Origin of the sequence: Paenibacillus sp. LC231 (genome assembly GCF_001860525.1) — a bacterium.
GTDB lineage: Bacteria > Bacillota > Bacilli > Paenibacillales > Paenibacillaceae > Paenibacillus_AQ.
Genome location: NZ_JFOM01000005.1, coordinates 225,549 through 251,680 on the forward strand (window position 1 = coordinate 225,549; position 26,132 = coordinate 251,680).

A 26,132-nucleotide genomic window follows, 5' to 3' on the forward strand; every position below is an offset into this window, starting at 1 on the left:
CTACTTCCGAGTCATTGGATGCTCGAGCTCAACATGTCCCATTAAACTTTCGATCTGATTACCGTCTACCAGCAATTCCAGGGACTGCACCTCATCGAACTGGAAGAAGGTTTTCTGTAAGGCATCAATCGCAAACATTTCCCCTCCAGCTCCGAGATTGGCTTCCGCTGGTTTGGTGATATCCAGTGTCAAAGCGCCATTTTCAAACTTGAGAGAATTCAACGTGATTTTATCAGACCATAGTGGACTTAGTTCAGCATCACTGCTCGTTTGAAGTCCTTCAAAGGCTTTCTTATATTTATCCTCTTCACCCGTATACGTGATCTCTTTGCTTGCCTCTTTCAAGTCCATGATTTCGGGATCCGTATAATAGACTTTAATATTGACCTTCTTCGCTTGATCCTCGGTAGCTTTCACATCCTTTGTATCCTCAGGGGTTCCAGTACTTTCACCGGTTGTACCCTGCGGTGGTGTGCTTGCTCCCTCGCCTGCGTTTACAGGTATTGCTTCATCTTCCTTATGATCATCAGCCGCCGTTTCTTCCGGATTATCCTGCGGCGTTTGTACTTCTTCTGTTGCGGTCTCCGGATTTGTCTCGGCAGGGGCTGCAGTCGGCTTCTGTCCACAGCCGGCACTAAATGCAAGCAGCAGCGCCAGCAATCCTGTCATCCAATATTTTTTGTTCATGACTTTCGTCCCCCTCTAAGTTCTTCAAATCTTGTACACATTATTGTACTTTAAGATATTCTTTAATACCCGCTACAATACCTTGTGCAACACGATTTTGGAAATCGTCTTCAAACAACTGGGCTTCGTCACCCTTGTTGCTTAAAAAGCCAATCTCGAGCAGGACAGCCGGCATCGTCGTTTCTCTCGTCACATGAAGACTGCTATATTTGACTCCCCGATCCATGAGTTCAGTCGCCTTGACAAGATGTTTATGCATCACGTTTGCCAAAGGTTTGCTGGCATCTCTCGTGAAGTAAGTCTCAGTGCCGTGCGGACTGCTGGAATTGTTGCTGTTTCCGTGAATCGATACAAATATATCGGCCTTTATGGAATTCGCCACTTTCACGCGATCGCTAAGACCCAGCGTTGAATCGTCGCTCCGCGTCATCACCACATTAATGTTCTTTTCGTTTCTCAGCAAGGCTTCCACTTTCAAAGCAATGTTAAGATTAAGAACCTTCTCCTGATTGCCGTTCGCGCTGATGGCGCCCGGCTGACTGCCGCCGTGACCGGCATCAATAACAACCGTCTTCTTGCCGTTGCCAGTCACCGGAGGAACGGGCGGTACGAGGATTTCTCCCTCTGCGTTCAGATCAACGATGATGATGCCTGATTCCTGTGTCACCGCATAATTCTTAGGTCCGGTCAAATCCAATACGATACGCACCGTTGGCGGGTTATCGCTGAACACGGCATATCTAATATTCGTAACGTCAGAGTAATCCGTAACTTCCATAATGCCGCCGCTTTGCTCGTTCACGGAATGTCCGCTCAGGAAGGAAGCAGAGTACACGGTGTTCGGAAGATCGATAACGATCCGATCATGCCCCGTCATGCTGAACACTTTCGGCGTAACCGAACCTTCTGTAGCAATCATCAACCGGTTGTCGCTAAAGCTGAGCCCCGTCATGGCTGCCTGATTCCCTGTTTCGACAGGCGGAGGTGTTTGACTGCCCGGATTGTTTCCGTCACCTGGATCAACCTCTCCTTCGGAGACCGGTGGAACGGAGCTGGAGAGGAACACTGCCTTCGCCTGGTTGTCCCATTTCACATCAAGCCCCATCTGTTCACTAACAAACCGAAGCGGCACAAGCGTGCTCTTCCCATTCAAGACAGGTGGCAAATTCAGATCAACCTGGGCACCGTTCAATTCTGCCTGCTGGCTGCCGACCACCATGCGGACCGTCTTCTCGCTGTTCTCCACGGTAACGGTTTGGCTGGCCTTCTCCCAGCCTACCTTGAAGCCGAGATTCTCGGAAACCACGCGGATTGGAATCATCACGTTACCTTTCATGTTGGCTACCTGGACGCCCGAAGACAAATTCAATGGTTCCCCGTCAAGAAAAATGGTCGCATTTGAAGAACTGGCTTCACCACTTTTCGGAAACGCCAGCAAGAAGACTATCAACATCATTACAAAACCTAACTTCTTCATGAATCCACCTCGATCATCCCATGATTAAATTTGAAAAGCAAATCTAGCAATAAAACTAAAAATATGTAAATCAGCACATTCCCGGCCAGACGCTGCCGGACAATTACTGACATAAAACAATGGTTCCTCTTATCTTCCGCTGCATATTAATTCCATAATACCAAAAAAAACTTCCATTTCCTACACAGGAAATGGAAGTTTAATAATCTTGTAACCTTTTGCAGTGGAATTGCGAGATTAAGCGAACAGACGCTCCCCATGCTTCTTCTCGTATGCATCGATTGCACTTTCATGCTGCAGCGTCAAACCGATGTCATCCAGTCCTTGAAGCAGGAATTGACGGCGGTGCTCATCAAGATCAAAGTCAATATGGAGTCCTTGATCATCCGTTATCGTTTTGCTCTCCAGATCGACGTTCAGCTTATATCCTTCATTACCTTCTGTGCGCTGGAACAATTCTTCCACCTGCTCCTCCGACAATTTGATCGGAAGAATCCCGTTCTTAAAGCAGTTATTGTAGAAAATGTCAGCAAACGATGGAGCGATGACCACGCGGAATCCGTAATCGAGAATCGCCCAAGGGGCATGTTCACGGGAAGAACCACAGCCAAAGTTGGCACGGGAAATCAGAATGGTCGAGCCTTGGTAACGAGGCTGGTTCAGCGAGAAGCTGTCGATATTGCCTCCCTCTTCATCAAACCGCCACTCGTAAAACAGAAACTGTCCAAATCCTGTACGTTCAATCCGTTTCAAAAACTGTTTCGGAATAATGGCGTCCGTATCTACATTCACCCGGTCTACAGGTGCGACAATACCGTGTAATTTCGTAAATGCTTGCATAAACTTCTCCTCCGTCCTTCTTAGCTCACAACTTCTTCGGCTGCAAAGTTCCAGTCACGTACATCCACAAAGCGTCCTTTAACCGCAGCTGCCGCTGCCATTGCTGGCGATACGAGATGCGTTCTGCCGCCGCGGCCTTGGCGTCCTTCGAAGTTACGATTGGACGTGGATGCGCAGCGTTGTCCCGGCTTCAGTACATCCGGATTCATCGCGAGACACATACTGCAGCCTGCTTCACGCCATTCGAAACCCGCTTCAACAAAAATTTTGTCGAGCCCTTCTTGTTCAGCCTGGATCTTCACTCGGCCTGATCCGGGAACAACGATGGCTGTCACATTGCTGGACACTTTATGGCCCTTCGCTACGGCTGCTGCCGCACGCAAATCTTCAATGCGTCCATTCGTGCAAGAACCGATAAAGACATAATCGATCGGAATTTCGGACATTGGCGTCCCTGGTACAAGCGCCATATACTCCAGCGCTTTCTCCGCTGCCTTGCGCTCATTCTCGGTCTTGAAATCCGCAGGGTTAGGAACCGTCGAGGAAATGTCAGTCCCCATACCCGGGCTCGTTCCCCAGGTTACTTGCGGGATCAGAGATTCTACATCGAACTCAACCACCACGTCGAACTCGGCGCCTTCGTCTGTCACAAGCTCTTTCCAAGCTGCCACTGCAGCATCAAAAGCTTCGCCTTGCGGAACATATTGACGTCCGCGCAAGTATTCAAACGTCGTTTCATCCGGAGCGATCATGCCCGCTCTGGCTCCGCCTTCGATGGACATGTTGCACACGGTCATGCGCTCTTCCATCGACAATTCGCGGATCGCTTCACCCGTATACTCAATAACATAGCCTGTTGCAAAATCCGTTCCGTATTTCGCGATGACGCCAAGGATCATATCCTTAGCCGTTACACCCGGATTGCGGCGACCGACAAAGCGCACTTCCATGGTCTTTGCTTTGGCCTGCTGCAAACATTGGGTTGCCAGAACATGCTCAACCTCGCTTGTTCCGATACCGAACGCAAGGGCGCCGAATGCACCGTGTGTAGATGTATGGCTGTCGCCGCATACAATCGTTTTGCCCGGATGCGTTAAGCCAAGTTCCGGCCCCATGACGTGCACAACGCCTTGATCAATCGTATCAAGATCATACAGAGTAACGCCAAAATCCTGACAGTTCTTGGTCAGTGTATCGATTTGCTGCTTCGAAATCGGATCCGTAATGTTAAAACGGTCTTTCGTTGGAACGTTGTGATCCATCGTTGCGAAGGTCAGTTCAGGACGGCGTACTTTACGGCCGCTAAGACGCAAACCCTCAAATGCTTGCGGTGAAGTTACCTCGTGAACCAAATGCAGGTCAATGTACAAAATACCCGGTTTGCCTTCTTCTTGATGAATAACGTGGTTATCCCAAATTTTTTCGAACATTGTCTTCTTACTCATCATCATCACCCCATTGTTCTTTACGTCCATGAGAAGATAATTGCTTGTTATCTTCTTTAAATATAAGGAAGATCTACAACGCATCATCTTTACGTTGATAGTAATATATCATTTCCTTCTTCATTGTTCCAAGATATAATATCTATAAAAGTAATAGGATTCAGCTATAACGGAGTGATGCTTAAATGGAACTGAGACAACTGCAATATACGCTGCAAATCGCGGCGGATAAAAATTTTTCCCGAGCCGCGGAGAAGCTTCATATCGCCCAGCCTTCCTTGAGCCAGCAGCTCTCCAAGCTGGAGAAAGAGCTCGGCGTGCTGCTGTTCCAGCGCAATACGAGCAACGTTGAGCTTACCCATGCCGGAGCCAGCTTCGTCGAGCATGCCCAGAAGATCATGGACGCCGTCGAGCAGCTGAAGCAGGAGATGTCGGACATCTCCCAGCTTCGAAAGGGTAAGGTCGTAGTCGGCAGCATGCCGATTACAGGTTCTCACCTGCTGCCACGGGTTTTGCCCGCCTTTAAAAAGGGATATCCGGATATTGAGATCACCCTGTTGGAAGATTCCTCCATGAACCTGGAGAAGCTGACGGCCAGCGGCAAGGCCGATCTTAGCCTCCTGGCGCTTCCGCTGTCCGAGCCGTCGCTGTCCTGGATTCCGATCGGTGAGGAAATGATCGACTTGGCTGTTCCTCCGCAGCATCCGCTTGCGCTGCGGGCAGCCTCCGATCCCGTACGGCCCATCACAATCGATGAAATCCGGAACGAAGCGTTTGTTGTCCTCAAAAAAGGACAGGGCTTCCGGAAGCTTACCTTTGATATATGTCGGGAGGCAGGCTTTGAACCGAACGTTGTATTCGAGAGCAGCAACATCGAGACGCTCCAATCTCTGGTCGCAACCGGAATGGGCATAACGCTGGTGCCCCGTTTTATCGCCCGTGCGAAACGCAGCGAGTTTATTCCGGTCTACTTGCCCCTCGCTGATCCGGTTCCGAGCCGCACACTGGTTGTGGCTTACCGCAACGGCCGCTATTTGTCCAAAGCGGCGGATGCGTTCATCGATACTTTTAAGCAGGTCATGGACAAGCTGGTTGTGGAGAGCGTTCAGGACTAGTGCACGCTGCCCCATAAATAAAGAGAAGAAGCTCAGCCAAGGTCAATGAACAAGACCAAGCTGAGCTTCTTTTCAACGTGAAATTATAGCACTCCCATTTCGTTTCAAACGGAGTTTTATTTGCGCAAATTATGCTGGTCAATCAATCGGTTCTGTTCATCCGCAGTACGGGACTGGTCCTGAATCGACTCGTTCTTTCCGTTGCCGCCCCCGGCAACGTTTTCCACAAAGTTGCGGAACTGTTGTTTCTGCTCTTCTTCCTGCTCATGGTTTTGGCTGTCGAATTGGTTATTGTCTGCCATCATTCAAAGCCTCCTCTCAGACGGATTACCCATAGTATACCCGCCTCTGCCCAGATGAAACTTCATTTTTTAGAGGAGTTTAACAATAATCACTTTTATTGAAAATACAAATTCGGACGACGGTCTTCAAAAACCGGAATGCGTCCTCTCACTTCATCCGTAAGACCGCAATCCAGCGTACCGGTCAGGATCATTTCCTGCTCATCCCCTTCGGCAATGACCTCCCCCCAGGGATCGATGATCATGGAGTGACCGAAAAAGTCCGTTTCTCCGCTGGTTCCTACTCGATTACACGCAACGACGTACATTTGGTTCTCGATCGCTCTGGCCATGAGCAGCGTTCTCCAATGATGCAGCCGCGGATGCGGCCACTCTGCTGGCACAAACAGCACTTGAGCGCCGCCTAGTGCGAGGGTGCGAGACAGCTCCGGGAACCGTATATCGTAACAGATCGACGCGCCCGCTTTTAATTGTTCCAGCTCAAAGGTTACGGGCTGCTGCCCGGCTTGCAGAAACTTCTCTTCATCCATCAGGCGGAACAGGTGCATTTTGGAATATTTGGCGATCTGCTCCCCACTCCGGTTAAATACATACATGCTGTTATAAATCCGATCTTCGATTCGTTCGGCTACAGACCCGCCTACGACTTGGATATGATGTTTTCGTGCAAATTCGCTCAGCATGCGAGAGGTTTCCTGTCCCATGGGATCGGCAAGCTCTTGAATTCGGTCCAGCGCATACCCCGTATTCCACATTTCCGGCAGCACGATGACGTCCGGCTTCCTATCAGCCGCTGCGGCCTGCTCCATCATGCCGAGCATTTTACTCATATTGGCATTCACGTTTCCTATTTCAATATCGGCTTGGATAAGTGCGATATTCAATTGAGCCTTTGCTTCTCCAGTCATCTTGCAGCCTCCTGTTATTCCGGTTGAATCCAGCACCAGCGCCGATATAATCATGAAATCCATGTTCGGGCTCTTTCTCAGGAATTCATCCGTTCTCTATATGTCATCATCATAGCCTCCCCCGCCCTGTTGCTGCAACACCCAAGCACCATTTCCCTCTATACACCCCTGATAAATCGTGTTAAATTAATCCTAATTGTTTTCAATATCAGCTGTATTCGAGCGTAATTAGATAACGGAGTGATGAAACTGCAATGAATAACAAATCAAACGAATTCCAAATAGAGCCGGCCGAGATGATGTCCCAGCTGCCCACGCAATTTTTCGCGACCTTGGTCTCCAAGGTAAACCGCCAAGTGGCGCAGGGACATGATGTAATCAATCTCGGACAGGGAAATCCCGATCAGCCCACACCGCCTCATATCGTATCCAGCTTGAAGGAAGCGGCCGACAATCCGCAGTTTCACAAATATTCGCCTTTTACCGGCTTTTCCTTTCTTAAAGAAGCCATTGCGCATCGATATAAAGAAGACTACAACGTTGATCTGGATCCGGAGACGGAGGTAGCGATTCTGTTTGGAGGAAAAACAGGGCTTGTACAGCTTCCGCAAGTGCTTCTGAATCCGGGCGATGTATGTCTTGTCCCGGACCCCGGTTATCCGGATTACTGGTCAGGCGTTGCACTGGCCCGTGCCCAAATGAAATTCATGCCGTTAACCGCTGCTAACCGGTTTCTTCCCGACTATGGCGCGATCACACCAGCAGACAGAGAAAAAGCAAAGCTGATGTTTTTAAATTACCCGAATAATCCGACATCCGCCGTCGCTCCCCTGTCCTTCTACGAGGATACGGTAGCATTCGCCGCCGAACACGGGATCGTCGTAGCCAGCGATTTTGCTTATGGAGCGATCGGGTTTGATGGAGATCGTCCAGTCAGCTTTTTACAGGCAAAAGGAGCCAAAGAAGTTGGCGTGGAATTTTACACGCTCTCCAAAACCTATAATATGGCCGGATGGCGCGTTGGCTTTGCCCTGGGGAACAAAAAAATCATCTCGCTGATCAATATGCTGCAGGACCACATTTACGTCAGCCTGTTCGGCGGCATTCAGGCAGCAGCGGCCACGGCTCTCACCTCGCCGCAAGACTGCGTTGAGGAGTTGGTGGCACGCTACCAATCGAGAAGGGATGCCTTCTATGGCGCCCTGTCCGAAATCGGCTGGGAAGCTCAAAAACCGGCTGGCTCCTTTTTCAGCTGGCTGCCGATACCGAAGGGCTTTACCTCGGTATCCTTTGCCGATCTGCTGCTTGAGGAGGCCAAGGTCGCGGTTGCGCCTGGTGTCGGCTTTGGCGATCACGGCGAAGGATATGTCCGCGTCGGCCTGTTAAGCAGCGAAGAGCGAATGCAGGAAGCCGCCTACCGAATCGGTAAGCTGAACCTGTTCGGTTAACCTTTTTCCTTTTGAAAAAACAAAAACGATGTGCTATTCTTGCAATAACAATTGAATGCAGTTTTCAAAAACGCAATGACGGGACCAGTACGAAAGCATATGGCACGATGACCAGAGAGCGAATTCCATGGGCTGAAAGAATTTGCCGTGACCCCCTTTCCGAAACCTACCCCCGAGCGGCCTGGCTTGCCAGGACAGTGCCTTCTGTTACAGGGCTAAAGCCGGATGAGCTGCGCTCATCAACAAAGGTGGTACCGCGGAAGTCAAACTTTCGTCCTTTTTCATACAGGACGGAAGTTTTTTTATTTTCAGGAAATGGATTCGTTACAGCTATCCCTACCCATCATAAATACAAGGAAGTGATCACGATGCTATCGCGCATCGTCGTAAAAATCGGAAGCAGCTCCCTTACGACAGATGAGGGCGGACTTAATCTGGATTCCATCGCCTTCTTTGCCGGAGAGCTTGCCGCTCTCCGCAAGGCCGGTCATGAGGTTCTGCTCGTGACATCCGGCGCTGTCGCAGCAGGTTTTCGGGAGATCGGCTACGAGAGCAGACCGAAACTGCTGCATGAGAAGCAAGCATCCGCCGCACTGGGCCAAGCGCTGCTGATGCGTGCTTACCAGAATGCGCTGGCCTCCCATCAATTGAAGGCCGCGCAAATTCTGTTGACGAGAACGGACTTCGCGAACCGCAAACGCATGAATAATGCCAACATGACGATTACGGAGCTTCTGAAGCAAGGCGTTATTCCGATTATTAATGAGAACGACACCGTTTCAATTGACGAACTGAAATTTGGCGATAACGATACGTTATCCGCGCTGGTTGCGAACTTGGTCCGCGCCCAGCAATTAATCATCCTGACCGATACGGATGGTTTGTACACGGCTGATCCACGCAAGTCGCCGGATGCAACGAAATATGAGGAAATTGATGAAATTACCGATGAGATTTACAGCATGGCAGGAGGCGCTGGCTCCAGCGTTGGTACCGGCGGCATGCGATCGAAAATCGATGCTGCCAAAATCGCCACCCGCGGCGGTGTCCCCGTCTTCATCGGCAAAGCCAGCGAGACCGGCGATTTGCTTAAGGCGCTTGAACATGCAGGTAAAGGCACCTATTTTGCTACCCACCTATCCTCCCTGCCGATGAAAAAGCAGTGGCTCGGCTTTATGTCCTCGCCGCTAGGCCGGATCGTTGTCGATCCGGGCGCCGAGAAGGCGCTGATTCACGGAGGCCACAGCCTCCTTCCCGTTGGCATAAAACGGATCGAAGGCAGCTTCCATGCCGGGGACGTGGTGGAAGTCGTTAATATGAACAACGAGAGGCTCGGCAGGGGGATCGTCAATTACGACGAAGACCAGCTGCAAGCCGTGCTCGGTTTGCCGAGCAGTCAAGTGATCGGCATCATCGGGGAAATCCATCGGCTTGAGGTCATTCACCGAGACGAATGGATCACGTTAAAATAATCTGGTTCCCATAACCAATATTGCTTTTCCTAATCATCCAACTAAGGAGGAATTATTATGAGTGAGGTTCGCAATAAAGCCGAGCTGGCCAAACAGGCCGCATTCGGTCTTGGCAGACTGAGCACCGAGGAGAAAAATCAGGCTCTGCTCATCATGGCAGACGCACTGATCCAACGGACAGCTGATATTATGGAAGCAAACGCGGAGGATCTACGTCGCGGGAAGGAGCTTGGCACCTCCGCCTCCCTCCTGGACCGATTGGCACTGAATGAAGCCAGAATCGAGGGCATTGCCGAAGGCTTACGCCAAATCGTGAAGCTGCCGGACCCAATCGGCGACACCTTGGAAACGATCGATCGCCCGAACGGACTGAACATCGTCAAGAAACGTGTTCCCCTTGGCGTGATCGGCATCATTTATGAAGCACGTCCAAATGTGACGGTCGATGCAGCCGGACTGTGCTTGAAGACAGGCAACGCGGTCGTACTTCGCGGGGGTTCTTCCGCCCTCTCCTCCAACCGCAAAATCATCGAGGTGCTTCACGAAGCTATGGAACGCACCGCACTGCCTAAGGATGCGCTTCAGCTTATCGAGGACCCAAACCGTTCCTCCGTGGATGAAATGCTGAAACTCAACGGACTGCTGGATGTCATTATCCCTCGCGGCGGGAGCTCGCTGATCCAGAACGTTGTGTTAAATGCCACGGTGCCCGTGATCGAAACCGGAGCCGGGATATGTCATACCTATATAGATGCATCGGCAGAGCCGGACATGGCAGTTGCCATCAGTCTCAATGCCAAGGTGCAGCGCCCTTCGGTCTGCAATTCCATGGAAACCCTGCTCGTCCATGCTGATTATGCCAAATCACATCTGACCGTGCTGGCTGAAGCATTCCGCGAGCGTAACGTCGAGCTGCGAGGATGTCAGCGTACCCTGGATTACGTTCCTTGGGCTGTAAAAGCGACGTCTGAGGATTACGCTACCGAATACAACGACTATATCTTAAACATCAAAATCGTGGATCACCTGGATGAGGCCATTGAGCATATTTCGATTAATGGCACAAAGCATTCGGAATGTATCGTTACGGAGGATAAGGATCATGCGCAGCGCTTCTTGCAGGAAATAGACGCAGCTGCTGTTTATCATAACGCTTCGACCCGTTTCACCGATGGCTTTGAATTTGGCTTCGGCGCCGAAATCGGGATCAGCACCCAGAAGCTGCATGCCAGAGGTCCTATGGGATTACCCGCGCTTACTTCCTCCAAATATGTTATTATCGGTAGTGGTCAAATACGCGAATAAATCATTCATCTAAAACCATGAAGGAGGAAATAACGATGTGCCAATCCCCGCAGAACCGACCTTTAATAGATAAAGCAATCACCTTCTACGGCGCCGGCTCGATGGCCGAAGCGATCGTACGAGGATTAGTCAGCCGTTCTGTCGTGCTTCCTGAGAATATTACGATGCTCAATCGGAGCAATGTTCAGCGCCTTCAGGAACTGAGTGAGCGCTATGGTGTCCAGATCAACAACGACGATGCCGCTAAAATCGAAATTCTGAAAACTTCGCCGGTGATCGTGCTTGCCATGAAACCGAAGGATGCTGCTAAAGCGTTAAAAGAACTGGGACCGAAGCTCTCAAGCGATCAATTGATCATCTCCGTGATTGCCGGACTTTCGATTTATACGACGCAGACGCTGCTTGGAACCCAGCAGCCCATTGCACGTACGATGCCGAATACATCCGCCTCCATCGGGCTTGGTTCCACAGGAATCGCGTTCTCGAAGGAAATCAGCGAAGAACAGCGCCAACTGGTCATGACCTTGTTCGAAGCTGTTGGTAATGTAACGGTCATTGAAGAAGAGAAGATGGATATCTTGACCGGTATATCCGGCAGTGGTCCTGCTTACTTCTATTACATGATGGAAGCCATGACTGCCGCAGGGATCCGCGGCGGCTTGACGCCGGAGCAAAGCCGCGAGCTGACACTCCAAACCATTCTGGGCGCCGCCCGGATGGTGCAGCAGACCGGGGAACAGCCTTCATCGCTTCGCGCGAAAATTACATCGCCGAACGGATCAACGCAAGCGGCCCTCGAAACGCTCGATAAAGGCGATTTCTTCGAAACCGTCATTGCCGCCGTGAACCGCTGTGCTGAGCGCTCCAAAGAAATGGGCGCCATGCTGAAGGAGCAGATCTCATGAGCCGCTGTATCGCAACGTACCGAATCTATGACGACCAGGCGGATTTTCGTAAGAAAGCGACTTCCATCGCCGTTGGCATGACGGTCGGCAGCTGGACCGAGCTGCCGCAAGCCAAGCGTGAAGCGATGCAGAAGCATCTTGGCGAAGTTGTTGACATTCAGGTTCACGAGGGCTGGGAGCCAGGCAGCCGGTACGCAGACGTCAGCATTGCTTATCCGGACATTAATTTCAGCCGGGATATCCCTGCCCTGCTGGTGACCGTGTTCGGCAAAATTTCCATGGACGGGCGCATCAAACTGACTTCCCTGGATTTGTCTCCCGACTTCCTGAGTGCGTTTCCCGGACCGAAATATGGCATCGACGGAGTCCGCGATCTTCTCGGCGTCCAAGACCGCCCACTGCTCATGAGCATATTCAAATCGGTTATCGGAATGAATGCGGACGAGCTTAGAGCCCAATTTATCCGTCAGGCGCTAGGTGGGGTGGATCTTATCAAAGATGATGAAATCCTGTTCGAGAACGACCTCACCCCGATCGAAAAACGGGTCAGCATGTGCATCCAGGCTGCTGCCGACGTGGAACAACAGACAGGCAAAAAACTGCTGTATGCAGCCAATCTGACCGGACGGACGTCGCGGCTGCGTGAGCAAGCGCTGCGTGCGATTGATGCCGGCGCTAACGCCCTGCTCTTTAATGTGCTGTCCTATGGGTATGACGTTTTGCACGAGTTAAGCAGTGATCCGGATATCACCGTGCCTATCGCGGCTCACCCTGCGCTTGCCGGTGCCATTTACCCTTCTCCATACTATGGAATAACGGCTCCGGTGCTGCTCGGCCAGCTGATGCGGATTGCCGGCGCGGATCTGGTGCTCTTCCCTTCTCCTTACGGATCGGTAACGATGCCGAGAGAAGAGAATCTCGCGATACGCGACGAGCTGCACAGCGCTAAACTTGGCGTGAAACGAAGCATGCCGGTACCATCCGCAGGAATTCATCCGGGACTCGTTCCCCGCATCATCCGGGACTTTGGCACCGATGTGGTCGTTAACGCTGGCGGCGGAATCCACGGACATCCGATGGGAACCGAAGCGGGCGGCAAAGCCTTTGTACAAGCGATCGAGGCGACGATGAAATCCGTGCCACTCGCCCACTTTGCCGAGGAACACGAAGAGCTGAAAGCCGCATTGGACATCTGGGGAGGAGAAGTATGACATCTGGAGATAAACAGCCGATCATTTTTTGCGATTTCGACGGAACCATCACAAACAACGATAACATCGTCGCCATTATGAAGCACTTCAAACCGGAAGGCTTTGAGTCGATCATGCAGGACACGCTTGACCGCACCATTTCAATTCGGGAAGGCGTAGGCCGCATGTTCGCGCTCTTCCCTTCCTCCATGAGAGAAGAAATTACCGAATATGTTCTAAACCATGCAGGGATTCGGGAAGGCTTCAGTGCATTCCTGGATTATTTGAAATCCGAACAGATTGAATTCTACGTCACAAGCGGCGGTATCGATTTCTTTGTCGATCCTCTGCTGAAGCCTTTTGGCATCCCGGCAGACCATATCTTCTGCAACGGCTCCAATTTCGAAGGGGATCGCATTGAGATTACTTGGCCTCATCCTTGCAAGGATTCCTGCCATAACGACTGCGGCATGTGCAAGGTCACGGTGATGGACCGTTTTCCTGCCGATCGGTATTACCGCATTCTGATCGGTGACAGCCTGACCGATTTCGAAGGTGCCAAGCAAGCGGATCTGGTTTATTCCCGCTCCTCGCTCACCGAGCAATGCAAGAAGCTAGGCGTACATCATGTACCCTTCGAGACATTTACCGATATCCAGAACGACATGAAAGACAAGTTTAAACAGGAGGTGCTGTAAGTGGCATTTTCAGATATCCAGCTTGAACAGAAACAGGCTGCCCTGCAGGATCTTAGAGGGATCAAGGAACTGTTCGCTTCTAGAAACTGGTTCCCCGGCACCAGCGGTAATCTATCTGTCCGTGTCGGCGAATTCAACCCGGAGCAGTTTTATTTTGCGGTGACAGCCAGCGGAAAAGACAAGTCGGTACATACGCCTGAAGATTATCTTTTTGTGGATCAGAACGGCGTGCCTTGCGAAGCAACCGGCTTAAAACCTAGCGCTGAAACCTTGATTCACTGCGAAATTTATCGCAAGACCGGCTGCGGTGCCATTTTCCATGTGCACACCATCGACAACAATCTGATCAGCGATTGGTATGGGGAACAAGGTTATGTCCCTGCCCAAGGAATCGAGCTGATCAAAGCCTTTAACATTTGGGAAGAGGACGCGGCGATTCGTATTCCGATCCTGCCGAACTATGCAGACATTCCACGGATTGCGGAGCTCGTTCCGGATGGGCTCGATCCTGCGGTACCCGGCATATTGCTGCGTAACCACGGCATCTATGCCTGGGGCAAAAATGCATTCGAAGCCAAGAAACATCTGGAGGCTTTTGAGTTTATATTCGAATACGCCTACCGTCGTCTGCTTCTGAATGCAGCCGGATCCAAGTAATATATTCATATTTGCAGAAATAGGGCTTGAGCAGCCGGATGCTACCTTATCCAGCGTTCTTGGGGTGCATCCGGCGTTATATTTCCGTTAGGAGTGTGTAGGGATGCTCGAAAGTTTAGCCATTGGCATCGTATTTGTTTTGTATGGTTTGGTCCTCTTTTTGATTCCGCCCAAAAGTTCCAAGAGTTTTTATGCTTATAAAACGACGTCATCTCTCAAAAATGAACGGAACTTTAAAGTTGCCAACGCCTATGTCAGTCTGCTGCTGATGATTTTTGGAGTCATCCTGCTGCTGATCGCCAGGCTTACCGGCCATTTCATGACGACAGGCATTGCGACCGTGATCGTTTTTATCCTGATATACATACTAGTTGAACGAAAACTAAAAAACCTGTAAACGATTCAAAATCGTTTACAGGTTTTTTCTTTATATAAACTATAGGCGATTCTGCTCATGCTCCGTTAAAGAGATCGAAGGCGCAGGTACCTGATCCGGTGATGCATAAGCATTGAAGATAAACAAACATGTCACAACAAATAGAGCAATATACAACAGATAATACAGATTCTTGGCCACGATATCTCCCTCCATATCTCGTTCATATCTATTTTTGATTAAATCGCTATCGACTTGACCCTAGATGTTATTAATTAATGGACATCTCATTCGTTGTCGGTATCATAATATGAACGCTCTCCCCTTAACGAATCCTTTTTCGAGCCAGTCATCAGCTTGATTCCTCCTCCGATAAGAAGAACGGCGATAATCGCGGTCTTCAAGTAGGAACGAATGCGGTAATCCAGCTGCAGATGAGGAAAATGTGTATCGATATAAGGCATCACAACACTGCTAAATACGAAATAGATTCCGAGTACAAGCAGTCCAAGACCGAGCCAGCGCTGCTGATTCCCAAGTCCCGAGATGATCGGTCGATCGCGCAGCGGCTCCCTGCCGTAACGGCTTACTTGCTGCAGACCGTCAAAGAATGCATAAAACCAAATCAACGGAATCAAGAACAGGAACAGCGACAGCTTGAGTACATCCAACACATAAATGCTGCCAAGAAATAGGACCATGAGCTGCAGTCCGCGTTTTTGCAATCCCAAATACATTTGACCCGCTCCGGGAAACGCCGATAACAAGGTGGCAAACACTTTACTCCGGCGTCCGCTCTCTCTGCCGCTCTCAAGCTCATCAAACAGCGTGCGATCGATAAGAAATTCTCCAGCTTGCTTGCGGTTAACCAGCTGAACCACATCAAACATGCAGTAGAGCCAAATAATGGGCAGCATGCCCAGAAACAGTAGGAATACCGATTCGTGAGTCAAGCCCGTCAAGAACAGCAGAATCGTTCCAAGTCCGAAGAATGCGATCAGGAATGACAACCCTCGCTGCATCAATCCCAGTTGAAAATGTCCCAAACCGGGAATGAAGGACAGCAGTATGGTATAAAAGCGTTCTGACTCATCACTCTTTTCCTGGCGAATCTCCATCGGCCGTCCATATTCATCGTGGATAATCGTTACAGGCGTATACCGGATCAAAGCAATTAGCAGGTCGAGCATGCTGATTCCCCAGATCATTAAGGCTCCGATAATTCCCAGCGCAAAAACCGCGTCGGATGCCGTCATGATCCCAAGCACAAATCCACCGAACAGGCTTGCGAAGAACAAGAATGGATATAGCAGGGCGCGTCCCTTTCTCCCCCAATAATAATGGCCGAGGCCCGGAAGGATATTTAATATAAAGGCAAACCCTTTACTTTTTTGCGGTTGCACTTGGCATCTCCCTTTCTTTTTTCTTATCTGGACATTAGCTGGTCAAGCCAGCCCGTTGTTTTTTCTACCCATTGCTCACTGTAGGAGGGTGTTTCGGATAATGGAACATCATGATTCATTTCGCCGGGAAGAAGTCGGTCAAATGCCCCGGTGAAGAGAAACAGCATGGTAATGGAGGCGGCAATGGTGTAATGGACGATCGCGCGTTCGTACCATCGCTTCGGACGTTCCTGAATCCGCAGCGGTGCTCTATGGGTGTATGGCTTAATTTGTTCGTGCTCCACCACCTGCTGCGTAAATGTTTCCGGGTCTGACAGGCCAGGGAGTTCGGAATCCAGCTCCGCCAGTACCTGCATGTAGATCTCCAGCACGCTGTCATCCGATAACATGAGCTCTTCATAAGAAGACCGTTCTTCTGCCGAGCCTTCTCCTCTAACATATCGTGCCGTCAGCATCTTAAGCTCGTTATCCTTCACGTTCATTTCCATTCCTCCTCCTTCCAAGATTTCCGAATCCATTGTCTGGCCCGGTATAATTTCGATTCCACCGTCTTGACCGTGACATCCAGCTCGGCTGCGATTTGTTCGTAATTTTTCTCTTCCAAATAAAAAGCCGTTATAATAGCGCGGTGATTGTCCGGCAATTGTTTAATTTTCTCTCGAAGTTCCTCTCTTCTCTCCTTATGTACGAGCAGAGAAACCACGTCTTCGTCCCGGGAAGGGAGTTTATCCAGCACTTCATCATGTTCGCCGTGCAGCTGCTCCGGCGGTTTACGGGAAAGCTTCCTCTTCATATCAATCGCTTTATTTAGCGTGATGCGTGTAATCCAGGTTTTAAAGCCTTCAGATCGGTACTGGGGGAGAGCTTTGTATACTTGAATAAACACTTCCTGCGACGCATCTTCCGCTTCCTTGGCATCCCGCAGGACCGAGTATGCCGTATGGAACACGTGCTGGCTGTAATGGTTCACCAGTTCCCGAAAGGCTTCTTGATCACCTTGCAGGATGCGCGTGATTAACGTTTCAGCATCAATAACTCTCCCCTCCTTCCCAAATACATAGACGTCAGCTTTGAAAGCTGCCCCTGCACTTTTTTCAAAAAAATTTTTGATAATTATAAAACTAGACCAACATTGCTTGTCCCATAGTCTGCCCATACCGGTCAAAACAAAAAAAGAACGTCTATCGACGCCCTTCTTAGGAAGTTAATACGATCCTCTCAGCAATTTCGCCAATCCCCGGATGGTCCACTCCGAACAAACCGCGGATACAGGTATTAATACCACGATAATAACAAATAGGACAAGAACATCGCTTTCGGGCACATCCCACGGAATCCAGGAGTTCCATGCGTAACGCAGCAACATGAACCCAAGGATAAAATAAATGACAACCAAACATGCAAAAAATAAATTCATTTGCCATGATCGCTTCATATGCTTTATCATCTCCAACCAGGCTGAAGTTTTTGCCTTATAATTCGATTGATTCACAGGATCATGCCGCTAAGAACAAATAAAACATTCATCACAAAATGCATAAGCATCACGGGAATCAACCCTCTGGAACGAATAGCCACGCCACCCATCATGATCCCAAAGATTGAAAACAGCAGACAAACCGGCCATGAAAAACCAAGGTGGTAGTGGTATAAACCAAAGGTAACTCCGGCGATGACAAGCCCTTTCAGCTCACCAAATCCACTTACAAAATGACTAAGTATGTATCCCCGCCACAGCAGCTCCTCAAGGACGGCATTGATCAGCGCAAATGATAGTGCATAACCGATAAGAACGAGAAAATGCGGCTGTCCCCAGTCAATAAAGAATGAAAAAATGGAGCAGACGACAACCAGGAAAATGAGTATGAAACGCCAAATCGGGTCTTGAACCGGGCCTTTGAATATCCATGGGAAATAAATCGTTGTTCCCCATGAACCCGTGGCAAGGTATAACGGTTTTTTCTTGGTTAACATGGCCGCCAGTGCAAAGGGTAATACAAATAATATCAGGCTTAACCTCGATAGGATGATGGCCCAGGCATCGTGCCCCGCTAATCCATGTTTGATGATTTCACCAGAAGAATGATAGAACATATAACCTATCACAATGATAAGCGCCACGATGGCCGTGTCATTTATCTGAATCGATCTCTTGCGTACGCTTCGTAGCTTGCACAATGTATATATTAACAGGATTAGTCCGATTCCCCACGCCGCGGATAGAAGGAATGATGTCCTTTGAACCCATACGATGGTGGCAATCATGATGATCAAGCAGGTGATAAATTCACCTGGGCGGTTCGTAACTTGCAAGCTGTTCTCTCCCATTCTGTATCACGTATTATGATATCATGATACCTTTCTATTATGGCCGGATCAACTAGAGATTGGTGCATCGTCTATTTCTATGGGCTCTACCACATTCAGCAGAAACGGGCGTCCGTGCAAATATTCATGAATTATGCTAGGGCATAGATTTGCTCACCCTTTATACTTTCTGTCTCTCTTGGATTGGAGGCATGGTGGCTATAATTCTCCATCATAATCATGATGAAAAAACACTCCAGAGACTGAAAATAATCCGATCCCAACGACCGTATGCTTTCATATCCTTGAAGCACTTTAAACCGTTGGTACGGAACAAGTGATAACATAACCGCCGCCAGATCGTAGAGAAAAAAACCATAGCCACATCTACCGAAATCAATCGGGTGAGGAACTTCCCCTTCAAATACCACATTCCCCAAATGCAAATCGGCATGAATAAGACCATAGTTGTAATCATCAGCCTTCATATGATCAAGTTGGGATATAACTTTTTCAGCTGCGAGTTGATACAGTGACCATGAGACTTCCGACAAAAAAGTTCCCGCATATCGTTCCAGCTTGGCGAGCGCTTCTCTATAACTGTTCATCCCCCATACGGGCTTACGAAGATCAGAGGATCTTTTGAAGCCAAGTGCAGCATCATGCAGTCTGGCAATCAAGACACCTACCTGATAAGCTTGATCTTCTGTAAGTGCTTCATGGGCATGCACACCCTCCACCCATTTCATCACGGTGATATGGGTGGAGGTGAATCCATCCTCCGTACCGATTTTCAACCATCTTAACCCACTTGGAGTGGTTATACCTGTCGGCACTTTGATACCTGCTGTAATAAGGGTTTCCAGGAATTGAAGCTCCAGGTCTATTTCATTACAGGACCGTCGATCCGAATGAATTCTCAATAAGTATGTTTCATTTAAGCTCGTCCTAACTTTATATGTAATCGTGTCCGAAATACCGATATATTCAATCTTAACCCAGCTCAGGTTATATTGCTGAAGTGCCGATATTGCAACCCTTTTGGCTTTTGCGAGCAGCGCACATCTTTGTTCTTCTGTTACAAATTGAAAAAAATCATTCATGTACTCACCTCTGCTCTATGGTTTGAACGTTCTTGAATGATTATAATTGCTCAGCAGCTGTACTTCCTATATAACGATTGGTTTAAAATGACTTTTATACATAAGAAAAAGCCACATCAGAATCAGTTCCAATGTGACTTTGCATTACTTGTTTTTGGTATATACAATTTTTTTGATGGAATCGCAGGATAAACAAAATTGAGAAGAAAGCTGGTCAATCGTAGCGCCCGACGCAAACAACTGCCGGATTTCCAGGTTTCTTTTTTTCAAATACACCCGGCTGCCCGAGTTTTCTCCCCATTTCTTGCGTAACCCTTCAGGTTTCGGGATATACACCATCCCGCCCTGTACATATTTCTGTACTTCCTTCAACAATTCCTCTGGAAGGATAATATCCGCGTTTATATATTTCATGGTAGCTCTGCTCCTTAAAATTAAAATAAAGGTTTTAAGGATGCAAAGTCCATTAGATAAACGGCCTCTCTACACGAGGTAATCAGGCGGTAACTTTCTCATCGCTCCATGCAAACAACCGCCGTTGTTCATCATATAGACTTTGCATAGAGCACATCTGCAATCTTCCCATCATGATCTTCCCCCTCCCTTCACAAATTATGACATTCCGACTGGTTATGACCATTATAACCGATGTTAAGCGAAAAATCGAAGGGCTCAGTCTCATCCTGATAAGCCGATATTAAACCGCTAAGCTTGCAAACGACCGAAGCATTTCCTCCACGGTTTTAAAATAATAGGTGGGCTCGCATGCCGCCAGCTCCTCTTCGGAACCATACCCATACCCTGCAGCAATGCTGTGTATCCCGCAGTTCCGCGCTCCAATCAGATCATGCTTCCGGTCTCCAATCATAACGGCTTCCGATGTATGAATCCGGCATGTATCCAGAACGTGCTGAATGATTTCAGTCTTGGCGGACCGGGAACCGTCCAGTTCGCTCCCGCACACCATGGAAAAATAAGCGGATAGCTGAAAATGCTCAAGGACCGTTTCGGCAAAAACCGTAGGTTTGGAGGTAGCGACATACAAGCGGCGCCCTTGGGATAACAGCAAACCCAATAGTTCACGTATTCCACCATACACCTCATTTTCATAAAGGCCGGTGTCTTTATAATATTCACGGTAGCTCAATACGGCGCCCCAAGCCTCGGCTTCACTAAAATGATATTTTTCGGTAAAGGTCTCCTGGAGCGGAGGACCGATAAAACATTCCAGCTCGGATAGATCGTTTACGATAATCCCATGCTGACCGAGTGCATAACTTACGGCTTTCGTAATGCCTTCACGCGGATCAGTCAAGGTGCCATCCAAATCAAATAAAATATGATTGTATCTCATTAGATTATCCTCCTCCATGCATGATTCCTAAGCCAGATCCTTGATCTCCAGGAGATCCCTGATCATATAGGCAGGACGATGATGATCACTTAAAGGGGTACCCCGGCGATTATAAAAACAAAAATCAATTCCGGCTCTCGTTGCTCCTTCATAATCATCCGTAAGCGAATCCCCTATGTATAACACCTCGCCTGGACCTACCGCCAATTCCTGCAATGCGAGTTCAAAAATCTGCGGGTCCGGCTTCCAGCACTTCACCTCATCCGAAATGATGAAGGAGTCAAAATAATGATACAATCCTCCTGTTGTCAGGCGTTTACGCTGTGCTTCGCCAATACCGTTGGATATGACACCTAGCGCAAAGTCACCATGCAGATGCTCCAAAATATGGTCGGCATTAGGCTCCATATGGTTGGAACTGCAAAATAACCCCCAGTAGGTTTCCGATATCTCCCTGAATTGATTGAACTCTCGCTTCAACCTTAAGAAGGTATCCGTGAAAGAATGCTCCAGCACCTGCCTAATATCGTGATTGTTCTGAACTCGCTTCATCCAATAATTAAAATTAATCGGTCCAAACGTGCTCCAGAATTCCTCCCACGTCAGATCCTCATGCAGCCGGTAGTGCTCCAGTGCTTGCTGCATGCATGTCCTTTCACTCTGACTATAGTCTAATAACGTGTTATCCAGATCAAAAATAATGGCCTTGTATCTCATCTCCAACTCCCCTTCTAGCGTGCTGCACCTATATCCATTCGTTGATCCAGAGAAGTTCTCCTGCTAATCATAGGACTTAAACTGCATGAATAGAACAGATCATGCACACAAAAAAGCACGCCCGTAGCGGACGTGCTTCTGATCTATCTTCCGATATTTCTAAATTTCTGCGTATAGGCTTTGGCATCCTGTGCGGTACGCACACGGTTGCGGCTCCATTCAAGCAGGATCCGGTCAATGTAGCGGAAATGCAGTTTACCCGCAAATACCGCTTCTTTCAGAGCCAATAGGATCAACTCGTCCGGATAGCGATCCGCATCAACCCAGCCGGAGATCGTTTCCAGCTCCATGGGCGACAGCGGGCGGCCAAACTCTTTTTCGAAAATGGTGAACAAATTCCGCTCTTCCTTCTCAGGAACAGAATTCCCCGAAACAGCTGATTTGCTGGTAGCAGGGCGGGCATTCAAAAGCGGAGACGCAAACTTGGTTCCTTCAGGGGTCTTTTCCTTGTGCTCTTCAGCCAGACATGAAGCGAGTTTTTCATACAATCCGTGGAGATTGTAGCGCTCGTAATGAATCCCCTGTGTTTCGTCAACATACTCATCAATCCCGATCAGCCCTACCTTCATCAAGCGCTGCAAGCTGGTAGCGATGAATTCAGTGGGAGCCCCCGTCACTTCCGCAAGCTCCTCCAGCGAAGGAAACGCCTTGAACTCCACCTGCTGATAACCAATCAAATGAATGACCAGCATGGCTTCACGGTCGCTTAAACCAAGTGACCGGTAATGCTTGAGCAAGGCATAAGGAATGATCGCCATTCCTTGGCTCATGCCGGCAGCGGCGCCGGCCGTCCACCCATTCACGCCTGTGTCCACGTTACCGTCGTGGTCCATAGACTCACCTCTCACGGCTTACGGATACAACCGATACAGAGTCCGTGGGAACGGAATCGTTTCACGCACATGGTCCAAACCGCAAATCCAGGCAACGGTACGCTCAAGACCTAGACCGAAGCCGGAATGAGGAACGGTGCCGTATTTACGCAAATCCATATACCATTGATAGGTTTCCATCGACAGATCATGCTCCTTGAAGCGCTCTTCAAGCAGCAGCGGATCGTCGATCCGCTGCGATCCGCCAATAATCTCGCCATAACCTTCCGGAGCGATCATATCCGCACACAGAACGACTTCCGGACGATTCGGATCCGGCTTCATGTAGAAAGCCTTGATTCCCGCAGGGTAATGGGTAATAAAGACCGGCTTGTCATACTTCTCGGCAATGGCCGTTTCATGTGGCGCGCCAAAATCCTCACCCCAAGGAATATCGAAATCTTGCGTATGCAGGAATTCAATGGCCTCATCGTACGTAATCCGCGGGAATGGTGCCTGGATCGCCTCCAGCTTCGAAATATCGCGACCGATCGTTTCAAGCTCCTGGCGGCAGTTTTTAACCACGGATTGCACCACATGACTAATGAACTGCTCCTGTACCTGAAGGCTCTCCTCATGGTCCGTGAAGGCCATCTCAGGCTCAATCATCCAGAACTCGATTAGGTGACGGCGAGTTTTGGACTTCTCGGCACGGAACGTCGGACCGAAGGAATAAACCTTACCGAGCGCCATAGCGGCAGCTTCCATGTATAACTGCCCACTCTGGGTCAAATAAGCATCCTCATCAAAATACTTCGTGTGGAACAGGTTCGTTGTACCCTCCGCGGAAGTTGGGGTCAAAATCGGCGGATCCACCAGCGTAAATCCGTTGGAATCAAAGTAATCTTGAACCGCGCGGATAATTTCAGCACGGATTACCATGATCGCACGTTGTTTCTGGGTACGAAGCCACAGATGACGATGGTCCATTAAGTAATCGACACCATGCTCTTTAGGCGTAATCGGATAGTTTTCCGTAAGATGTATGATTTCAATGCCGGTAACCGTCATCTCGTAACCCGATTGGCTCCGCGGCTCTTCACGTATTACACCCGTCACATACAACGAGCTTTCCTGTGTCAGGCTTTTCGCGTCATCCCATACTTGTTCGGATACTTCACTCTTCACAACAACACCCTGGATATATCCGGATCCATCGCGAAGCTGCAGGAATTGGATCTTTCCGCTGGAACGCTTGTTGTTGATCCAGGCGCCGATCGTGACGGTCTCACCGACATGCTGGTTGACGTTACGAATCACACTTTTGGTGGCCATGCTTAAATCTCTCCCTTATATCACTACTATTTAACGGTTGGAAGCTTGTACGATACGATGCGTATCCCGAGCAATAACCAGTTCTTCGTTGGTAGGGATCACAAGTACCTCGACCTTCGAATTCGCCGCAGAAATACGGCGTGGCTCGCCGGAACGAATGCTGTTCAGCTCCTCATCCAATTCTACTCCGAGATAGGTAAGCTGCTCAAGCACTCTTTGACGAAGAACGACCGAATTCTCGCCGACGCCCGCAGTAAATACGATGACATCCACGCCATTCATGACGGCAGCGTAAGATCCGATGTATTTACGAAGGCGATACTCATACATTTCAAAGGCCAATGTGGAGTTCGGATCGCCTTTTTCCATGCCTTCCGTAATCTCACGCATATCACTGCTGATTCCGGAAATCGCCAGCAAGCCGCTGTGCTTGTTCAGCATGGAGTTCACTTCATTGACGGTCAGCTCTTCCTTATTCATGACAAACGGTACGATTGCAGGGTCCAAATCACCGCTGCGCGTGCCCATCATGAGCCCTTCCAGCGGGGTCATCCCCATAGAGGTATCGATGGATTTTCCGCCTTTTACTGCTGTCAGGGAAGCACCGTTACCGATATGGCAGGTTATGATCTTCAGATCCTCCAGCGGCCGGTTCAGGAATTCTGCCGCTGCCTGGCTGACATAGGCGTGGGACGTGCCATGCGCACCGTAACGACGTACTTTATATTTATTATAAAGTACTCTCGGAATAGCGTACAGGTATGATTTCTCCGGCATCGTCTGATGGAACGCCGTATCAAATACAACGACCTGCGGGACGCCCGGCATATTGGTTTCTGCTGCTTTAATCCCCATCATCGATGCGGGATTGTGAAGTGGAGCCAAATCGAACAAGCGGCGGATTTCCGCTTTGGCGTCACTGTCAACGAGCGCGGATTCTTTAAATGACTCCCCGCCGTGCACGACGCGGTGTCCAACGGCCTGAATGCTGCCGATGGAATCGATCACGCCATGCTCCTCGTTCGTGAGCATGCCCAGCACTTTGCGGATGGCCGTGGTATGCTCCAAAATTTCGCTGACTTCGGTTACATCCTGTTTTCCCGTCGGCTTATGCGTCAGAATCGAGGAATCCATGCCGATCCGTTCGACCAAGCCTTTTGCCAGCACGGATTCATCCGTCATGTTGTACAGTTGATACTTCAGTGAAGAACTGCCTGCATTAATTACGAGAATATTCATACCCGGTCACCATCCTTATCGTACTTGAAAAAGCCTTCTCCGGTTTTAACGCCCAGTTGCCCTGCGCGGACCAGTTTCTTCAAGACAATCGATGGACGGTATTTCAGTTCGCCGTACTCGCGGAACATGCGCTCCAGCGCAGCGAGAATGGAATCCAAACCGAAACGGTCGGCCATCTCAAGCGGTCCATGCTGGAAGTTATACCCGATTCTCATTGCGTCATCGATATCCTCCGCCGAAGCCACGCCCTCTTGCAGCAAATGCATCGCTTCATTGATCATGAGGGTAATCATGCGGGTTGTAACGAAACCTGGAGACTCATATACCATGATGCCTTTTTTATCCGAAACTTCTTCAACAAAGCGCTTCGTTTCCGTAAACGTATGATCGGAAGTTTTCAGACCGCGGATGATCTCAACAAGGTCTACCTTGGAAACAGGATGAATGAAGTGCATGCCAATAACACGCTCAGGATATTTGGTAGAGCTGGCGAGCTCCGTCAAACTAAGCGTGGATGTATTACTTGCTAATATCACATGGCTCGGACATACTTGATCAAGCTGTGTAAAGACCTCTTTCTTCGCTTCCAAGTCCTCTATAATGGTTTCAATCACCATATCGCAGGTGCTAAGCTCGGCAAAATGAGTTACTTTTTGAATCCGGTTCAGTATCAATTTCTTCTCTGCTTGGGTAATTCCCCACTTCTCCAATTGTTTATCTAGACTGGTCTCGATCATTCGGTATGAATAGTCCAGTTTCTCTGGAGTTTTCTCTACGAGCAGTACGTCAAGACCTTTGGCTGCCAGCATCTCCGCAATGCCCTGCCCCATAGTCCCGCCGCCTACGACGCCGATTTTTTTGAAGTACATGGTTTCTACTCCACCCTTTCCTTATCTCTATACTTTATTGTACCCCATTTGTCGAAAAATACATTTTCAGAGCACAAAGTATAATAATATCTTAGCACGACAAAAAAG

29 protein-coding genes are annotated in these 26,132 nt (G+C 49.2%); 9 read left to right on the forward strand and 20 right to left on the reverse strand.

All coding sequences use genetic code 11. From position 1 onward, the window contains the following. From AK95_RS02590 to leuC, 4 genes are all read right to left on the reverse strand, one after another. Nucleotides 1–687, reverse strand: a complete 687-nt coding sequence (locus tag AK95_RS02590; RefSeq protein ID WP_071218345.1) for a GerMN domain-containing protein — start codon at nt 685–687, stop codon at nt 1–3. A gap of 40 nt (nt 688–727) precedes the next feature. Then, a complete protein-coding gene (locus tag AK95_RS02595) occupies nt 728–2,164 on the reverse strand; it encodes an N-acetylmuramoyl-L-alanine amidase family protein (protein ID WP_071218346.1) in 1,437 nt (478 codons plus the stop codon). A 237-nt stretch (nt 2,165–2,401) separates the two neighbouring features. Further along, a complete protein-coding gene (leuD, locus tag AK95_RS02600; RefSeq protein ID WP_071218347.1) occupies nt 2,402–3,004 on the reverse strand; it encodes a 3-isopropylmalate dehydratase small subunit in 603 nt (200 codons plus the stop codon). 20 nt (nt 3,005–3,024) lie between these two features. Further along, nucleotides 3,025–4,449: a 3-isopropylmalate dehydratase large subunit gene (gene leuC, locus AK95_RS02605; RefSeq protein ID WP_071218348.1), complete on the reverse strand. Its 1,425-nt coding sequence runs from the start codon at nt 4,447–4,449 to the stop codon at nt 3,025–3,027. A gap of 185 nt (nt 4,450–4,634) precedes the next feature. Between leuC and AK95_RS02610 the strand changes: the two genes are divergently transcribed. Then, nucleotides 4,635–5,564 (forward strand): LysR family transcriptional regulator, encoded by a 930-nt coding sequence (locus AK95_RS02610; protein WP_071218349.1) that lies wholly within the window; start codon nt 4,635–4,637, stop codon nt 5,562–5,564. Between the two features lie 116 nt (nt 5,565–5,680). On the opposite strand, the gene AK95_RS02615 is transcribed toward AK95_RS02610, so the two are convergent. Together AK95_RS02615 and AK95_RS02620 are read right to left on the reverse strand one after the other, a co-directional pair. After that, nucleotides 5,681–5,869, reverse strand: a complete 189-nt coding sequence (locus AK95_RS02615) for a hypothetical protein (protein ID WP_233354816.1) — start codon at nt 5,867–5,869, stop codon at nt 5,681–5,683. Between the two features lie 92 nt (nt 5,870–5,961). Beyond that, nucleotides 5,962–6,774, reverse strand: a complete 813-nt coding sequence (locus tag AK95_RS02620; protein WP_071218425.1) for a carbon-nitrogen family hydrolase — start codon at nt 6,772–6,774, stop codon at nt 5,962–5,964. A 254-nt stretch (nt 6,775–7,028) separates the two neighbouring features. On the opposite strand from AK95_RS02620, the gene AK95_RS02625 reads away from it, so the two are divergent. From AK95_RS02625 to AK95_RS02660, 8 genes are all read left to right on the forward strand, one after another. Then, complete coding sequence (locus AK95_RS02625; RefSeq protein ID WP_071218351.1) at nt 7,029–8,222, forward strand: pyridoxal phosphate-dependent aminotransferase; 1,194 nt, start codon at nt 7,029–7,031, stop codon at nt 8,220–8,222. A gap of 368 nt (nt 8,223–8,590) precedes the next feature. Beyond that, a complete protein-coding gene (gene proB / locus AK95_RS02630; protein ID WP_071218352.1) occupies nt 8,591–9,694 on the forward strand; it encodes a glutamate 5-kinase in 1,104 nt (367 codons plus the stop codon). A 57-nt stretch (nt 9,695–9,751) separates the two neighbouring features. Beyond that, nucleotides 9,752–10,999 (forward strand): glutamate-5-semialdehyde dehydrogenase, encoded by a 1,248-nt coding sequence (locus AK95_RS02635; RefSeq protein WP_071218353.1) that lies wholly within the window; start codon nt 9,752–9,754, stop codon nt 10,997–10,999. Nucleotides 11,000–11,034: 35 nt separating this feature from the next. After that, nucleotides 11,035–11,904, forward strand: a complete 870-nt coding sequence (gene proC / locus AK95_RS02640) for a pyrroline-5-carboxylate reductase (RefSeq protein WP_071218354.1) — start codon at nt 11,035–11,037, stop codon at nt 11,902–11,904. Next, nucleotides 11,901–13,115 (forward strand): 2,3-diketo-5-methylthiopentyl-1-phosphate enolase, encoded by a 1,215-nt coding sequence (locus AK95_RS02645; RefSeq protein ID WP_071218355.1) that lies wholly within the window; start codon nt 11,901–11,903, stop codon nt 13,113–13,115. The genes proC and AK95_RS02645 overlap by 4 nt, the downstream gene beginning before the upstream one ends. After that, a complete protein-coding gene (locus tag AK95_RS02650; protein ID WP_071218356.1) occupies nt 13,112–13,792 on the forward strand; it encodes a 2-hydroxy-3-keto-5-methylthiopentenyl-1-phosphate phosphatase in 681 nt (226 codons plus the stop codon). The genes AK95_RS02645 and AK95_RS02650 overlap by 4 nt, the downstream gene beginning before the upstream one ends. After that, on the forward strand, nt 13,793–14,449 hold the full coding sequence (locus AK95_RS02655; protein WP_071218357.1) for a methylthioribulose 1-phosphate dehydratase: 657 nt from the start codon (nt 13,793–13,795) through the stop codon (nt 14,447–14,449). It begins immediately after the preceding gene. Nucleotides 14,450–14,552: 103 nt separating this feature from the next. Next, the gene (locus AK95_RS02660; protein WP_071218358.1) at nt 14,553–14,846 is read left to right on the forward strand and encodes an SdpI family protein; all 294 of its coding nucleotides are present in this window, start codon (nt 14,553–14,555) and stop codon (nt 14,844–14,846) included. Between the two features lie 39 nt (nt 14,847–14,885). On the opposite strand, the gene AK95_RS34440 is transcribed toward AK95_RS02660, so the two are convergent. The 14 genes from AK95_RS34440 to AK95_RS02725 all read right to left on the reverse strand — a co-directional run bounded on the left by AK95_RS34440 (nt 14,886) and on the right by AK95_RS02725 (nt 26,024). Then, nucleotides 14,886–15,026, reverse strand: a complete 141-nt coding sequence (locus AK95_RS34440; protein WP_194541975.1) for a hypothetical protein — start codon at nt 15,024–15,026, stop codon at nt 14,886–14,888. A gap of 86 nt (nt 15,027–15,112) precedes the next feature. Beyond that, a complete protein-coding gene (locus AK95_RS02665; RefSeq protein ID WP_071218359.1) occupies nt 15,113–16,228 on the reverse strand; it encodes a DUF6677 family protein in 1,116 nt (371 codons plus the stop codon). A gap of 23 nt (nt 16,229–16,251) precedes the next feature. Beyond that, nucleotides 16,252–16,710, reverse strand: coding sequence for a hypothetical protein (locus tag AK95_RS02670; RefSeq protein ID WP_071218360.1), 459 nt, complete (start codon nt 16,708–16,710; stop codon nt 16,252–16,254). Then, the gene (locus AK95_RS02675) at nt 16,707–17,198 is read right to left on the reverse strand and encodes an RNA polymerase sigma factor (protein ID WP_071218426.1); all 492 of its coding nucleotides are present in this window, start codon (nt 17,196–17,198) and stop codon (nt 16,707–16,709) included. Before AK95_RS02675 ends, AK95_RS02670 begins: the two co-directional genes overlap by 4 nt. Before the next feature lie 234 nt (nt 17,199–17,432). Beyond that, complete coding sequence (locus tag AK95_RS02680; RefSeq protein ID WP_071218361.1) at nt 17,433–17,663, reverse strand: hypothetical protein; 231 nt, start codon at nt 17,661–17,663, stop codon at nt 17,433–17,435. A 53-nt stretch (nt 17,664–17,716) separates the two neighbouring features. Beyond that, nucleotides 17,717–18,541 carry a CPBP family intramembrane glutamic endopeptidase gene (locus AK95_RS02685; RefSeq protein WP_071218362.1) on the reverse strand — a complete coding sequence of 275 codons (825 nt, stop codon included), beginning with the start codon at nt 18,539–18,541 and terminating at the stop codon, nt 17,717–17,719. A gap of 146 nt (nt 18,542–18,687) precedes the next feature. Then, nucleotides 18,688–19,638 carry a phosphotransferase enzyme family protein gene (locus AK95_RS02690; RefSeq protein WP_235612968.1) on the reverse strand — a complete coding sequence of 317 codons (951 nt, stop codon included), beginning with the start codon at nt 19,636–19,638 and terminating at the stop codon, nt 18,688–18,690. A 144-nt stretch (nt 19,639–19,782) separates the two neighbouring features. Beyond that, nucleotides 19,783–20,052, reverse strand: a complete 270-nt coding sequence (locus AK95_RS02695) for a CD3324 family protein (RefSeq protein WP_071218363.1) — start codon at nt 20,050–20,052, stop codon at nt 19,783–19,785. A gap of 283 nt (nt 20,053–20,335) precedes the next feature. Continuing rightward, nucleotides 20,336–20,992, reverse strand: a complete 657-nt coding sequence (locus tag AK95_RS02700) for an HAD family hydrolase (RefSeq protein WP_071218364.1) — start codon at nt 20,990–20,992, stop codon at nt 20,336–20,338. A gap of 27 nt (nt 20,993–21,019) precedes the next feature. Continuing rightward, nucleotides 21,020–21,709, reverse strand: coding sequence for an HAD family hydrolase (locus AK95_RS02705; RefSeq protein WP_235612969.1), 690 nt, complete (start codon nt 21,707–21,709; stop codon nt 21,020–21,022). A 143-nt stretch (nt 21,710–21,852) separates the two neighbouring features. Then, complete coding sequence (locus tag AK95_RS02710) at nt 21,853–22,602, reverse strand: DnaD domain-containing protein (protein WP_071218366.1); 750 nt, start codon at nt 22,600–22,602, stop codon at nt 21,853–21,855. Nucleotides 22,603–22,620: 18 nt separating this feature from the next. Beyond that, nucleotides 22,621–23,916, reverse strand: coding sequence for an asparagine--tRNA ligase (gene asnS / locus AK95_RS02715; protein WP_071218367.1), 1,296 nt, complete (start codon nt 23,914–23,916; stop codon nt 22,621–22,623). A gap of 30 nt (nt 23,917–23,946) precedes the next feature. Further along, on the reverse strand, nt 23,947–25,155 hold the full coding sequence (locus tag AK95_RS02720) for an acetate/propionate family kinase (protein ID WP_071218368.1): 1,209 nt from the start codon (nt 25,153–25,155) through the stop codon (nt 23,947–23,949). Further along, nucleotides 25,152–26,024, reverse strand: a complete 873-nt coding sequence (locus AK95_RS02725; RefSeq protein WP_071218369.1) for a 3-hydroxyacyl-CoA dehydrogenase family protein — start codon at nt 26,022–26,024, stop codon at nt 25,152–25,154. The genes AK95_RS02720 and AK95_RS02725 overlap by 4 nt, the downstream gene beginning before the upstream one ends. Nucleotides 26,025–26,132 lie beyond the last annotated feature (108 nt).

Bases quoted from the DNA above. Each gene is read 5' to 3' on its own strand.
- AK95_RS02590 (WP_071218345.1), bottom strand. From the start codon at position 687: ATGAACAAAAAATATTGGATGACAGGATTGCTGGCGCTGCTGCTTGCA.
- AK95_RS02595 (WP_071218346.1), bottom strand. From the start codon at position 2,164: ATGAAGAAGTTAGGTTTTGTAATGATGTTGATAGTCTTCTTGCTGGCG.
- leuD (WP_071218347.1), bottom strand. From the start codon at position 3,004: ATGCAAGCATTTACGAAATTACACGGTATTGTCGCACCTGTAGACCGG.
- leuC (WP_071218348.1), bottom strand. From the start codon at position 4,449: ATGAGTAAGAAGACAATGTTCGAAAAAATTTGGGATAACCACGTTATT.
- AK95_RS02610 (WP_071218349.1), top strand. From the start codon at position 4,635: ATGGAACTGAGACAACTGCAATATACGCTGCAAATCGCGGCGGATAAA.
- AK95_RS02615 (WP_233354816.1), bottom strand. From the start codon at position 5,869: ATGATGGCAGACAATAACCAATTCGACAGCCAAAACCATGAGCAGGAA.
- AK95_RS02620 (WP_071218425.1), bottom strand. From the start codon at position 6,774: ATGACTGGAGAAGCAAAGGCTCAATTGAATATCGCACTTATCCAAGCC.
- AK95_RS02625 (WP_071218351.1), top strand. From the start codon at position 7,029: ATGAATAACAAATCAAACGAATTCCAAATAGAGCCGGCCGAGATGATG.
- proB (WP_071218352.1), top strand. From the start codon at position 8,591: ATGCTATCGCGCATCGTCGTAAAAATCGGAAGCAGCTCCCTTACGACA.
- AK95_RS02635 (WP_071218353.1), top strand. From the start codon at position 9,752: ATGAGTGAGGTTCGCAATAAAGCCGAGCTGGCCAAACAGGCCGCATTC.
- proC (WP_071218354.1), top strand. From the start codon at position 11,035: ATGTGCCAATCCCCGCAGAACCGACCTTTAATAGATAAAGCAATCACC.
- AK95_RS02645 (WP_071218355.1), top strand. From the start codon at position 11,901: ATGAGCCGCTGTATCGCAACGTACCGAATCTATGACGACCAGGCGGAT.
- AK95_RS02650 (WP_071218356.1), top strand. From the start codon at position 13,112: ATGACATCTGGAGATAAACAGCCGATCATTTTTTGCGATTTCGACGGA.
- AK95_RS02660 (WP_071218358.1), top strand. From the start codon at position 14,553: ATGCTCGAAAGTTTAGCCATTGGCATCGTATTTGTTTTGTATGGTTTG.
- AK95_RS02670 (WP_071218360.1), bottom strand. From the start codon at position 16,710: ATGAACGTGAAGGATAACGAGCTTAAGATGCTGACGGCACGATATGTT.
- AK95_RS02680 (WP_071218361.1), bottom strand. From the start codon at position 17,663: ATGAAGCGATCATGGCAAATGAATTTATTTTTTGCATGTTTGGTTGTC.
- AK95_RS02690 (WP_235612968.1), bottom strand. From the start codon at position 19,638: ATGAATGATTTTTTTCAATTTGTAACAGAAGAACAAAGATGTGCGCTG.
- AK95_RS02695 (WP_071218363.1), bottom strand. From the start codon at position 20,052: ATGAAATATATAAACGCGGATATTATCCTTCCAGAGGAATTGTTGAAG.
- AK95_RS02700 (WP_071218364.1), bottom strand. From the start codon at position 20,992: ATGAGATACAATCATATTTTATTTGATTTGGATGGCACCTTGACTGAT.
- AK95_RS02705 (WP_235612969.1), bottom strand. From the start codon at position 21,709: ATGAGATACAAGGCCATTATTTTTGATCTGGATAACACGTTATTAGAC.
- AK95_RS02710 (WP_071218366.1), bottom strand. From the start codon at position 22,602: ATGGACCACGACGGTAACGTGGACACAGGCGTGAATGGGTGGACGGCC.
- asnS (WP_071218367.1), bottom strand. From the start codon at position 23,916: ATGGCCACCAAAAGTGTGATTCGTAACGTCAACCAGCATGTCGGTGAG.
- AK95_RS02720 (WP_071218368.1), bottom strand. From the start codon at position 25,155: ATGAATATTCTCGTAATTAATGCAGGCAGTTCTTCACTGAAGTATCAA.
- AK95_RS02725 (WP_071218369.1), bottom strand. From the start codon at position 26,024: ATGTACTTCAAAAAAATCGGCGTCGTAGGCGGCGGGACTATGGGGCAG.